Genomic DNA, 12,627 nt, shown 5'->3' on the forward strand with positions numbered 1-12,627 from the left:
TGGTTCGTCCTGATCGACAGGGGACAGGAATGACAGCATCACAAGGACATGGCCGCGATGCGGTGACACCCTGGGCCATCCCGGCCGCGGGATGGAAGGACGTGCTGCTGCGCGCGTGGCGGGAGTCGGGGCAGGACAATATCGGGCTGATCGCGTCGGGCGTCGCCTTTTGCGCGGTGCTGGCGATGGTGCCGATGCTGGGCGCGGTCGTGCTGAGCTATGGCATCATCGCGACCCCCGTGACGGTGGTCGAGCATATGCAGGAACTGACGTCGATGATGCCGGCGGATGCCGCGCGGCTGATCGGCGAGCAGCTGGCGAATATCGTCGAGACGTCGGACGGCAAGAAGGGGCTGGGGCTCATCCTGGCGATCGGCATCGCGCTGTACGGGGCGATGAAGGGCGCATCGGCGATCATCACCGCGCTGAACATCGCCTATGACGAGGACGAGACGCGCGGCTTCGTGAAGCTGAACCTGGTCGCGCTGGGGATCACGGCGGTCGCGGCGGTGCTGGCGGTGGTCGCGATCCTGTCGATCGCGGCGATGGCCGGGCTCGAGGCGCTGCTGCCCGGGACGCCGGGTTTCCTGATCGTGATCGGCAAGCTGGTCTCGTATCTGGCGATGGCCGCGCTCGGTTCGGCGGCGGCCGCCAGCCTCTACCGCTTCGCACCCGATCGCCATGAGGCGAAATGGCGCTGGCTGACTCCGGGATCGGTGCTTGCCTCGATCAGCTGGATGATCATGACGCTGGGGTTCGGCGTCTATGTCGCGAATTTCGGCAATTACGACGCGACCTATGGCTCGTTGGGCGCGGCGATCGTGCTGCTCACCTGGCTGTATCTCTCCGCCTATGTCCTGCTGCTCGGCGCGGAGCTGAACTGCGAGCTGGAGCGCCAGACGGTGCGCGACACGACGCGTGGTGTGGAACGGCCGATGGGCCAGCGCGGTGCCTTCGCGGCGGATACCGTCGCCAGCGGGCCGGAGCCTGACCCTAAGGCAGGCCCCGGTCCGAACTCGGCGACCGCGGATCCTGGAGAGAAAGCGGTGCCGGCGAAGACACCCGACCGGCCCTCACTGGTCGCCGACTATGCGGTGGCCCGCACATCGGCGCGGGCGGGTCGCCTCGCCGGGCTGAGCATTCCAGCCAGATTGCCGACGCTGATGGCGACGGGCGGGCTGATGCTGCTGAAACGGCGGGGGCGTGCTGCTGCCGGAGTGCTGCTGCTGTCAGGTGCCGGGGCGCTCGCCTGGTTCGGCCGCGAGCGGGTCGAGGCGAGCGAGGACTGACCTGGCGGGGCGACGGCGAAATACCGTCGCCCCTCACGCGCGTCAGAAGCGGAAGCGCAGGCCCGCGGTGAAGGTCCGCTCCTCGTAACGGAGGAAGCGGACATAGTCCGCGCGCGGCGCACCGTCGCGTGCGGAACTGAGCGTCACCCGGTACGGATCGCCCAGCAGGTTGGTCGCATCGAAGAAGAAGGCGGTGTTCTTCGCGAAGTTGATGCTGCTGGAAAAGTCCAGACGGGCCGCCGGCTCGCCATATTCGAGATAGACGTCATTGCCGCGATCCTGACGCGTTTCCAGCGTCTGGCTACGCTTGTTGTACGACATGCGCAGCGACAGCGCCGGACTCTCGTAGAACACCGCCACATTATAGGTGTGCTTCGAGACGCCCAGGATGCGATCCAGCGTCAGCTGACCCGAACTGGTCGGGAAACCGGTCTTGGCGTCGAGATAGGTGTAGTTCGCAGCGACACCGAACCGGTGCAGGAAGTCGGGCAGGAACGCGAAGTCGAGGAAGGTCGAGACCTGAGCCTCGGCACCGTCGATCCGGCCCTTGCCGGTGTTGATCGGCCGCGACAGGATGATCGGGCCCAGCACCGGATCGATGAAGCGCTGGTCCTCATTCTGGATGAAGCCGTTCAGATCCCGCCGGAACGCGGCGACCGACACGAAGCCGGCCGGCGCGAAATAATATTCGAGCGACGCGTCATAATTGTTCGATTCGAGTGGCTTGAGATCGGGATTGCCGCCGCCGCCGCGCCGCGCGTTGGTGTAGGGATCGCTCGGATTGGGCTGATTGCCCGGCTGGCCGAGATTCGCCGAGGGGTTGAGCTGGCCGAAGGTCGGGCGGGTGCGGGTCTGGGTCGCGGCAAGACGCAGCTGCACCCTGTCGGTCAGGTGGAAGCGCACGCTGGCATTGGGCAGATAATCGGTGAAGTCGCGTTCCGCCGAGACCGGGGTCGGCACCGCGGCGCCTCCGGCGTCCGGCACGATCAGCGAGGTGCCGTCGATGCTGACCTTGGTCTTGACCACGCGCATGCCGATCACGCCATCGGCAAAGTCGCCGAACTTGTAGTTGATCTGGCCATAGGCGGCATAGGTCTTCTCGTTCGCGTCGTACCGGGATTCGGGGTTCGGATCGACAGCGCCGGTCGTGAACGTCCCGAAGCCGCTGTCGCGCGGGCCCAGGTCGATCACGAACTGGCGCAGCTGCGCGAGATTGTCGCGCACGCTGTCATAGGTAGGGGCCAGCCATGTCGAGAAATTGTCGTGCGTCGCGCGGTTACCCGCCTGGACGCTGCCGATCTCGAGGGGCAGCGCGCTTTGCAGGATGTTGCGCGACCGGAAGCCCGAGAAGCGGTTGCCGAATTCGCGGTGCGCATCGCGGTCGGTATAGCGCACGCCAAGCTGGATCGAACGGAGCGGCCCGGCGTCGAGCTGATATTCGACGTCGAGGCGTGCCTGATAGTCCTGGCCCGTCGAGCGCTGCGCCTCTTCATACAGGCCGTCGAAATAATAGTTGCTCGCATCGGCCGGGTTCAGCGTCGGAATGGTGAAGCCCGGGCGTTCGAGGTCGAACGCGACGCTCTGCACGCCGCGCACCGTGCGGTCGATCGATTCTGTCGAGCCGACGAAGGTGCTCTCGGTGCGGGCGAAGTCGGCGGTGATGCGCAGCGGGCCGGAATCGTAGATGCCGCCGATCGCCCCCTGATAGGTGTCGGTCTTATTGTAGGTCGCGCCCTGGAACGAGAAGATCGCACCCGGTGATCCGGTGACCACGCCGCTCGACACCAGGTTGGTGCCCGGGCGGAACTGGAGATCGGTGACCGTTCCGCCATAAAGCGGCGCTTCGAAATTGCGGTCCGAAATCTGGTGGCGGAAGCCCTGATAGAGGCCCTCGATATAGAATTCGAGGCTGCTGTTCGGCCGCCACTGCGCGGCGACGTTCACCGACGGGCGCCAGCGCGTGCCGCTGTTGTAATTCAGACGCGCGATATCGGGCAGGCGGACGCGCTGGCCGTTGATCTCCGGATCGGCGATGAAATCGGTATTGGACGGCTGGGTGTCGAGATAGGTCAGCTTGGTGAACGAGGCATTGGCCAGGATACCGATCTCGCCGATCCCCGTGTCCCAGCGATCGCTGATCAGGATGTTGCCATTGGGCGTGACCGCGCCGGCTTCCGCCGTGTGAACACCCCAGACCGAACCCGCAATCTCAAGCCCGTCATAATCGAACGGACGCCGCGAGCGCACGTTGATCAGGCCGGCCAGACCTGCCTCGACCAGATTGGCGGTCGTCGACTTGTACACTTCCAGCGCGGTGATCGCCGAGGATGGAAAGTCCTGCAGCGCGACGATGCGAGTTTCGGCGGTGAAGATCTCGCGCCCGTTATAGGTCGTGGTGAAGTCGGGCAGGCCGCGCACCAGCACGCCCGAGGCCTCACCGCCGGAGCGATTGACCTGAACACCGGCGATACGGGCCGCGGTGTCGGATACGGCGATGTCGGGCAGCTTACCGATATCCTCGGCGACGATCGAATCGACCTGCTGGATCGAGTCACGCTTGATTGCCTGAGTGCTCTGAAGGCTGCGACGAATGCCCTGAACGACGATTTCCTCGCCCTCGTCGGCGGCCGCAGCGGGCGTGCCCTGATCGCGCTCGGCGCTGGTTACCGGTGGCGTATCCTGCGCGAAGGCGGGAGCCGCCCCTGCGAAGAGGAGAAACGAAGTCGAGCTGAGAATAAATGCTTTCCGGCGCATGGGCCACCTCCCCAAATGTCCAGCCCCCTTTTCGTAAGGGGGTTACGGGGTCGCCATACTGCGCCATGACCGGCAGTTACAAGTGATTTATCATATCTATACGACGCTGTGCTTTTTCGGCAACATTCCTAGAAGCTTGGATCAGTTTTGCCCGAAAAATCATCACAACCAGGACTTTATTTTATCCGATATATATGTTTTCTAGTGATGCGTGTCTCCCGGGCTGTGTGGGAGCCATTGGCGCGCGCAACGAGAAAAGGATGAGGGATGCAGGGGATGAGGATCTTGGCGGCAACGGCACTTGCCGCGCTCGCGTTCGGAGCGTCTCCGACGCTGGCCGCGGAGGCGAAGCGCTCGACATTCGGCAAGCTGCCAGACGGGCGGCAGGTGCCCTCGGTGACGCTGACCAATGGGCGCGGCGTCTCGGCCACGGTGATTGCCTATGGTGCCTCGCTCCAGTCACTGATCATGCCCGATCGCAATGGGCGCAAGGCGGACGTGGCACTCGGTTACGACACGATCGACGCCTATGTGAAGAAGCCGCAATTCTTCGGCAGCACCGTCGGTCGCTTCGCCAACCGGATCGCGCGGGGACGCTTCACGCTGGACGGCAGGCAGTATCAAACGCCGGTCAATGACGGGGTCAATTCGCTTCATGGCGGGACCATGGGGTTCGACAAGGTGCTGTGGGACGTCGTGTCGGTACGCTCCGGCCCGACCGCATCGGTCACGCTGCGCTATGTCAGCCCCGATGGCGATCAGGGCTATCCCGGCACCATGACCGTGGACGCGACGTACAGCCTCGACGAGCAGAACCACCTGACGATCGAGTATAAGGCAACGACTGACCGGGCGACGATCGTCAACATCACCAACCATGCCTATTGGAACCTGTCGGGCGAGGGGTCGGCCAACGGCGCGATGGGGCATGTCGTGACCATCCCGGCGCAGGGCTATACCCCGACCGACGACGGCGCGATCCCCACCGGGGAGATCCGGCCCGTCCGCGGGACGGTGTTCGATTTTCGCACCCCCACCGCAGTGGGGGCGCGGGTCCGCGACGCGCGCGACCAGCAGATCGTCTGGGGTCGCGGCTATGACCATAATTGGGTGATCGGCCGCACGGTGACGCCAGACCAGCATCTGATGGCGCGGGTGCAGGATCCGGCATCGGGCCGCGGGTTCGAACTGTGGTCCAACCAGCCCGGCCTGCAATTCTATTCGGGCAACTTCCTCGACGGCACCAGCCACGGCAAGGCCAAGCGCGTCTATCGAGGTGGCGACGCCATCGTGATGGAGCCCCAGATCTTTCCGGATACGCCCAACCGCCCCGGCTTCGGATCGGCGCGGTTGGAGCCGGGCCAGACCTATCGCAACGTCATGACTTATCGCCTGACCACCGGTCAGGCCGCGCCGCGCCGCTGAGCGCCGCAGAACCGACTTTCAGGAGAGACACGATGCTTCGCCGTACATTCCTTATCGCCTCGACGGCGTTCGCGCTGTTGGCGACCGCCGCGCCCGCGGACGCGCGCGACATCTGGAGCAAGCCCGCCGCCAAGACCTGGTACGACAAGCAGCCCTGGCTGGTGGGCGCCAACTACAATCCGGCGAATGCGATCAACCAGTTCGAGATGTGGCAGGCCGAGACGTTCGATCCCGCTCGGATCGATCTGGAACTGGGCTGGGCCGAGAGCCTCGGCATGAACACGATGCGCGTCTATCTGCACAACATGCTGTGGGAGAATGATCCCGAGGGGCTGAAGCGGCGGATGGACCAGTTCCTGACGATCGCGGCCAAGCACAAGATCCGTCCGATGTTCGTGCTGTTCGACAGCTGCTGGGATCCCGACCCGGTCGCCGGACCTCAGCGCCCGCCGATCCCGGGCGTCCACAACTCCGGCTGGATGCAGGCGCCGGGCGCCGCGCGGCTCGCCGACAAGAGCCAGTACAACAAGCTCGAAGGCTATGTGAAGGACGTGGTCGGGCATTTCGCCAAGGACGATCGCATCCTGGCATGGGACGTGTGGAACGAGCCGAACAACGGTGGCGGCGGCAATTACAAGCCGACCCCGAACAAGACGCAACTGGTCGCCGGGTTGCTCGACAAGGTGTTCGACTGGGCCCAGTCCGCGGATCCGACCCAGCCGCTGACCAGCGGGCTGTGGATCGGCGAGACCTGGGACAAGCATGCGAGCCTCGACGCGGTCGAGCGGATCCAGGTGAGCCGCAGCGACATCAACAGCTTCCACGACTATAACTGGCCCGAACAGTTCGAACGTCGCGCGAAGCAGATGCTGAGCTATGGCCGCCCGGTGCTGTGCACCGAATATATGGCGCGCGGCAACGGATCGACCTTTGATGGCACGCTGCCGATCGGCAAGCGGATGAACATCGGCATGTTCAACTGGGGCTTTGTCGACGGCAAGTCGCAGACCCGCTTCCCGTGGGACAGCTGGGAAAAGCCGTACACCAAGGCGGAGCCGACGATCTGGTTCCACGAGGTGTTCCGCAACGACGGCACCCCGTACCGCAAGGCCGAGACCGACCTGATCCGCCGCCTGGCCACCTCGCCCAAGGGCGTGGTGCCGCCGACGGTCTACTGAGGGAGCACATCCGATGTCGAAGCTTCGCAGGGCGCTGATCGCGGCGCTGGCGGGATCGCTGTGCGCCGCTCCGGCGGCGGCTCAGGAGGTGAAGTCAGTGCTGGTCGGTGCCGATCCGGATGCCGATTATGACGGCGGCAAATTGTGGATCTACCCGACCTCGGCCGGGCAGGGCGAGCGGCTGAGCGCGTGGAGCTCCCCCGACGGCGTCACCTTCGTGCGCAGCGGAGACCTGATCGCGCAGAAGGATATCGGATGGATCCGCGACGACCGGGCGTCGCGCCACTATCTCTGGGCGCCCGATATGGTGAAGGCGAACGGCCGCTATTATTTCTACTATTCGGTCGGTCCGCAGAACCCGACGCCGAGCCGGTTGGGCGTCGCCACCTGCAGCGGGCCGGCCGGTCCCTGCACCGACAGCGGCAAACCGCTGCTGACCGGAGGCGACGGGTTCGAGGCGATCGATCCCGCCGTGTTCGTCGACCCCAAGTCGGGCAAGGCCTATCTCTATGCCGGGGGCAGCGCGGGCGCGAAGCTCCGCGTGTTCGAGCTCAACCCCGACATGGTGACGATCGCGCGCGAGGTTTCAGTCGACCAGCCGCCGGCCTTTACCGAAGGGCCGTTCATGCATGAGCGCAACGGCATCTATTATCTGTCGTACAGCGGCGGAAAGTGGAACGACGCCAGCTACCGAGTGCATTACGCGATGGCGCCGAGCCCGATTGGCCCATGGAAATATCGGGGCGCGATCCTCGAGAGCAACCGCAAGTACAAGGGGCCGGGGCACCACAGCTTCGTCCGCGATCCGGCGGGCAACTGGCAGATCGTCTATCATCGCTGGGAAGGGAAGAAGGGCAACGGTCCGTACAGCGACGAGCGCCGCGTCGCGATCCAGCCGATCAGCTACGACAAGTTCGGCCAGATCCTGCCGATCGAAATGGGCGGCGGCAAATAGGCATCTGGCAGGGGCTGCCGGTCAGGCGGTCTCGGTAGCGGGCGCGGGTTGCGCGGCTTCACCGCTGCGTCGCCTCGATCGCCAGAGCCAGGACAGGCCGTAGGCTATCGCCAGGGCGGTCATGATCATCAACGGACCGCTGCTTTCGGCAAGCGAGGCGCCCATCTGGTTGAGGCGGACGAACAGGTGCATCGCCGCGGTCGCCGGCGACAGCCAGGCCAGCGTCGCGATCCAGTCGGGCATCTCGTCCAGCGGCCAGGCGAAGCCGGCGAGGAAGGCGAGCGGCAGCGACGTCGGCATCAGCACCTTGAGCGCGTCGTCGCCGTTGCGAAAGAAGCTGCCGAGCCAAAGCCCGAGCGCGCTGACGGCTGCCGCGAACAGCGGCAGCGCGACCAGCAAGCCCGGCACATTGCCCGCGCGGGGCACATCCTGGATCCAGAAGGCGAAGCCGAACACGAACAGGCCGGCGAAGCAGCCTAGCAGCACGAATGCCGCCCAGGTGCCGACGGCGTCGGCGCCCCCTTGCCGCACCAGGCCGCGGCGGCGGCGCTCGGCGATCAGGCGGGCGGCGGCGAACAGCAAGGTCTGCTGCAGGATGATGTTGGCGATCGCCGGGAACACATAGTCGCGATAGCCGCCGGTCGTGTTGAACAGCGGCTGCAGTCGGATCAGCGCGGCGGGATCGCGATCCTCGCCAATGCCGATCCGCGTCGCGACGCGTTTCGCCTGGTCGGCGATGACCTCGCCCAATGCGCGCGCGACCCCCTGGGCTCGGGCGAAATAGGTGCCGTTGACGATCACCGCGACGCCCGCGCCGGGGCGCCCGGCCAGGGCGGATGCTTCGAACCCCTTGGACAGATACAGGATGCCGTCGGCCTGCCGGTCGCGCACCAGCTGGCGCGCGGCCATCAGGTCGGGAACCTCGGCGATGATCTGGACGGATCGGTTGTCGCCCAGCCCGCGCACGATCGCGCGCGACAATGGGGTGCGGTCCTGATCGACCGTCACCATCGGCAGCGCCAGCGCCTGCTGCTGCGAATAGGGTGCGGGGTAATAAAAGGCGTAGAAGATCACCGAGACGATCGCGAGCGACAGCAGTTCGCGCGCGCCCAGCACTTCGAAGAAGGTCGCCTCGAACGCGGCCAGGAAGCGCTTCATGCCCGCTTGCCCGCGCGAGCGACCAGCCACAGGCCGATCGCGCCCGGCAACAGGGGATAGAGGAGCAGGGCGCCTGCCTCGACCAGGATCGGCCGGAGCGACGCCCCCATCGCCTCGTCCATCTGAAGCCGCAGATAATGGGTGAGCGGAAGCACCGCGTTCCACAGCTGGACGAACCAGGAGGCGCCGTTGACCGGCAACGACGCCCCCGAATAGGCAAGTGCGGATCCTGCGACGATCACCGCACCTGACAAGGCGGTTGCAACTTCGCGCGTGACGACGATCATGAACAGGCTGATCGAGACGGTGGCGACGAACAGCAGGACCATGCCCGCCAGCAGGATCGCGAGGCTGCCCTCCAGCCGGTAGCCACGCGCGAGGATGAGCCACAGCATCCAGAGCGTGCCCCACAGCGTGCCCGCAACGACATGCGGCGTCATCCGGCCGATCAGCCAGGCGGCCGGCCCGGGCGTTCTGCGTGCGAAGGCGGCGAAGGACTTGCCTTCCATCAACTTGCCAAGCGAGGCGATGGTCGTGACTGCGATGGCGAGGTGAAGCACGCCGGGTCCGAGTAACAGTCCGAGATACCACTCGAGGCTGAGTGTCGGATTGCCCAGCAGGCGGACATGGATGCCGGTGACCTGACCGGGCGCGCCGGGCCCGATCAGCCGTCCCTGTTCGGTCGCTGCCTCCCCCAGCGCCTCGGCCGCCGCCAGCTGGAGATAGGTGGATGCCAGCGATCCCGATGCGAGGAACTGCGCCTGATAGAGGATCTCGACCGGCTGGGGCGATCGCAGGCTGCCGACATCGTGCGGAATGATCAGCACCGCCTGTGCTTCCTCGCGCCGCACGGCGGCGAGTGCGTCGGCCGATTGCGGTGTGACGCCGACAAGTCGCAGCCGGGGGGAGGCGTCGAGGGTGCGCAGGATCGCCCGCGCGACCGGGCCGCCGTCGCGGTCGACGACGACGACCTTGAGTTCGCTCAACGATCCCGGAAAGATCATCGCCGCCATCGACAGCAACAGGATGGCCGGCATCACGGTCAGCAGCGCCAGGTCGAGCCGGTTGCGGGCGAGCCGGGCGAGTTCGCTGCGCAGGCCCGCTACGAACGCCATTATTGTGGCCAGTCGATAAGCACGCTCATGCCGGGCCTCAGGTCCGGTGCGCGCTCGGCGGGGCGCAGCTTGATCTCGAACGCGCGCACGTCATAGCCGCGCGATTGCCGGTCGGCACGGAAGGTCGCGAACTCGCCCTGCGGCGCGATATGCTGGACCCGGAAACGGATGGTCCGGTCCAGCGCCGGCACGCGACCGACGAGGATGCGGTCGCGCGTCATGCCCTTGAACTGGCTCTCGGGCACGTTGACTAGCACAAAGGGATGATCGACGTCGATGATCTGGATCGCGGGCAGCACCGGACTGACGATCTCGCCCGCCTTGACCAGCCGCCGCGACACCTCGCCGCCGATCGGCGAGACAAGTTGGGTTTCCTTCCGAAGCGCGCCAGCGGTCGCGGCGTTGGCGGCTGCGATACGGACCTGGGCGGCGGCGATCTCCTTCGACTGCGGACGGGCGCCGGCCAGCGATTTCTCATATTGCGCCCTGGCTGCCTGGGCGTTGCGTCCGGCGCTGTCGCGGGCAGCATGTGCCTCGTCGCGGCGCTGCGCCGCGATCACGCCTTCGGCATAGAGCCGGTCGGCGCGGCGGCTGCTGGTCGCGGCAAGATCGGCCTGCGCCTGCGCCGCCAGCCATGTCGCGCGCAGCGTGGCTATGTCCTCCGCGCGGGCGCCTTCGTCGGTCAGCGCCTGCGCCGCGCGGGCACTGTCGAGCGCGGCGTCGGCCTGTTGCTGGCCGTTGGCGATCTCCGGACTGTCCAGCGTCGCCAGCACGTCGCCGGGCTTCACCCGGTCGCCTTCTTCGACCCGGATCGCCTCGATCCGCGCCAGCGCCTTGGTGGCGACGTTGACCGAGTCCGCCTCGACCTGTCCCTGAAGCGACGGGTTGGCCGGACGCGAGGCAAGCCACAGCCCAAGCGCGAGCAGCAGCGCGACGACCAGCAGGCCGGCATAGAGCAGCCAGCGCATTCGCGGAGACCGCCGGGATGCCTCGGGAGCGGGGTCGGGAACAGGATCGGGGTCGGTCATCGCACGGGCTCCGGCGCAACCCGGATGTCGGCACGCGCGAGATAGTCGGAAAAATTGTCCAGCTGACCCGACGAGGCCAGCAGGCCGGCCAGGGCGAGGTCATATTCATAGGCGGTCGCGATCCGCTGCGCCCGGGCGTTCGCCAGTGCCGCCTCCGCCCCGAGCACCGTGGTTACCGTCGCCTCGCCCTCACGGAACGCCACACGCTGAACGCGCAAATTCTCTTCCGCCGCGGCGATGCTGCTGTCGAGCAGGAGGAAGGAGCGCCGGGCACTTTCGGTCAGATCCCAGGCGCGTCGGGTCGCGCTGGCCGCACTCTTGCGCGCCTCGCGGGCGCCATCCTGCGCGGCCGCCTGGCGCGCCCGGGCAGCCGCCAGCGTATGGCCGCGGTCGATGTTGGACATCAGCGTGATGCGCGCGCCGACGCCGACGACCCAGTCGGGCTCGGTCGGAAGTGCTTGGTCACGGTTGAGGTTATACTCGCCGAACGCATAGACCTGGGGCAGGTAGCGCGACCGAGCCAGGTCGACGCCCGCCTTCGCGACATCGGTCGCTGCATCCGCCTGGCGCGATTGCGGCAGCCGCTCCTCGCGGCCGAGAAAGCTTTCGACCGTCGGGATCGGCCGGGACTGGACGAACAGCGCCGTCGTCGGCTGGACCGCGGGAAGGTCGAGCGCCTGGGCAAGCTCCTGGCGCGCGGTGTCGTGCGCCAGCGCCGCGCGCTGATAGGCGCGTTCGGCAGTGTCGCGCGCGACCTGTGCCTCCAGCGTCCGCGCGCGGGGGGTCACCCCGGCCGCCTCCATCTTCTGTGCGTCGCTGTACAGGCTGGCTAGCGCATCGCGCGACTCACGCGCCGATTCCTCCAGCGACTGGGCGGCGAGCTGCCCGAAATAGAGTCGGATCAGGTTGATGCGAGACGCGTCGCGCAACTGGTCGGCCTGTGCCTCGGCCAGTGATACACCGGCCCTGGCGCCGTTCTGCACCGCCGGGATGGCGCCGCCGCTATAGATCGGCATGACCGCCTGCACCGTCGGGCGGAACACGTCATCGCGGTAGCGATAGGATAGCTCGTCGGGGATCGCCGAGAACAGGCCGGGCAGCGCCTGCGACAGCCGCCCGGTGACCTGCGAGGCGATGTCCTGATAGCCGGGCGGGAAAGTGCCCGGCAGGTCCGCGAGGAATTGCTGGGTCGATCCGAGCGCGTCGGCCTTCGGCCCGGAGAGATCCACCGCCAGCGTCTTTTGATACTCGATATACTGGACCGATGCGGTCACCAGCGGGCGGCGCAGCGTCCGAACCGCGGCCTCGGTCTCACGGGCCGCCGTCGTCGCATTGTCGGCCCCGCTGAGCGCCGCCGACTGTGCTTCGAACCGGGCCTGGGCATTGTCGAAGGTCAGCGCCACCGGAGCAGGGGCCGCCACCTGCTGTGCGGCTGTTGTTTCGGCCAAGGTCGCACCGGGGACGAGCAGCAGCACCGCCGCGATGACCCGCTCCGTGCCCATCCTTGCCCCCTTCGATCCTTTCGCTGCCGCGGGGCCATCCTTCGGCCTGCCGCCGGTTATTGTAAATGTGGAAAAGGATAGGGGAGAGGGCGATTATCCCAAATCGCGGCGATGCCGCGATCGGCTTCCGAAAGCGCGGCGGTGGTGCAAATGGCGGGAACCGCGGGGCGACCTGCAACCAGTCTTCTCGGCATCCTGTGGAGCCGAACCGACCCGGCGCAGC

The 12,627-nt window shown here is 66.6% G+C and carries 9 protein-coding genes; 4 read left to right on the forward strand and 5 right to left on the reverse strand.

All coding sequences use genetic code 11. From position 1 onward, the window contains the following. Positions 1-29 precede the first annotated feature (29 nt). Entirely contained in the window at positions 30-1,289 is a 1,260-nt protein-coding gene (locus ACZ1H8_RS18510) for a YihY/virulence factor BrkB family protein (RefSeq protein WP_465178680.1), read from the forward strand. Between the two features lie 42 nt (positions 1,290-1,331). Here ACZ1H8_RS18510 and ACZ1H8_RS18515 read toward each other — a convergent pair whose 3' ends face one another. Next, positions 1,332-4,043 (reverse strand): TonB-dependent receptor, encoded by a 2,712-nt coding sequence (locus tag ACZ1H8_RS18515; RefSeq protein WP_465178681.1) that lies wholly within the window; start codon positions 4,041-4,043, stop codon positions 1,332-1,334. Between the two features lie 276 nt (positions 4,044-4,319). Between ACZ1H8_RS18515 and ACZ1H8_RS18520 the strand changes: the two genes are divergently transcribed. Genes ACZ1H8_RS18520 through ACZ1H8_RS18530 form a run of 3 tightly spaced genes read left to right on the forward strand, consistent with a single transcriptional unit; the run spans position 4,320 to position 7,601 of the window. Beyond that, entirely contained in the window at positions 4,320-5,468 is a 1,149-nt protein-coding gene (locus tag ACZ1H8_RS18520) for an aldose epimerase family protein (protein WP_465178682.1), read from the forward strand. A 32-nt stretch (positions 5,469-5,500) separates the two neighbouring features. Continuing rightward, positions 5,501-6,646, forward strand: coding sequence for an endo-1,4-beta-xylanase (locus ACZ1H8_RS18525; protein WP_465178684.1), 1,146 nt, complete (start codon positions 5,501-5,503; stop codon positions 6,644-6,646). Positions 6,647-6,659: 13 nt separating this feature from the next. After that, a complete protein-coding gene (locus tag ACZ1H8_RS18530; RefSeq protein ID WP_465178685.1) occupies positions 6,660-7,601 on the forward strand; it encodes a family 43 glycosylhydrolase in 942 nt (313 codons plus the stop codon). Positions 7,602-7,622: 21 nt separating this feature from the next. Here the strand turns inward: ACZ1H8_RS18530 and ACZ1H8_RS18535 are convergent, their stop codons facing one another. The 4 genes from ACZ1H8_RS18535 to ACZ1H8_RS18550 are packed head-to-tail and all read right to left on the reverse strand — an operon-like array spanning position 7,623 to position 12,404. Beyond that, positions 7,623-8,759: an ABC transporter permease gene (locus ACZ1H8_RS18535; protein WP_465178686.1), complete on the reverse strand. Its 1,137-nt coding sequence runs from the start codon at positions 8,757-8,759 to the stop codon at positions 7,623-7,625. Then, positions 8,756-9,874 (reverse strand): ABC transporter permease, encoded by a 1,119-nt coding sequence (locus ACZ1H8_RS18540; RefSeq protein ID WP_465178688.1) that lies wholly within the window; start codon positions 9,872-9,874, stop codon positions 8,756-8,758. Before ACZ1H8_RS18540 ends, ACZ1H8_RS18535 begins: the two co-directional genes overlap by 4 nt. Then, complete coding sequence (locus ACZ1H8_RS18545; RefSeq protein ID WP_465178689.1) at positions 9,874-10,902, reverse strand: HlyD family secretion protein; 1,029 nt, start codon at positions 10,900-10,902, stop codon at positions 9,874-9,876. The genes ACZ1H8_RS18540 and ACZ1H8_RS18545 overlap by 1 nt, the downstream gene beginning before the upstream one ends. Continuing rightward, positions 10,899-12,404 carry a TolC family protein gene (locus ACZ1H8_RS18550; RefSeq protein ID WP_465178691.1) on the reverse strand — a complete coding sequence of 502 codons (1,506 nt, stop codon included), beginning with the start codon at positions 12,402-12,404 and terminating at the stop codon, positions 10,899-10,901. The genes ACZ1H8_RS18545 and ACZ1H8_RS18550 overlap by 4 nt, the downstream gene beginning before the upstream one ends. Between the last annotated feature and the right edge of the window lie 223 nt (positions 12,405-12,627).

Source organism: Sphingomonas sp. BL-S-25 (genome assembly GCF_055521555.1).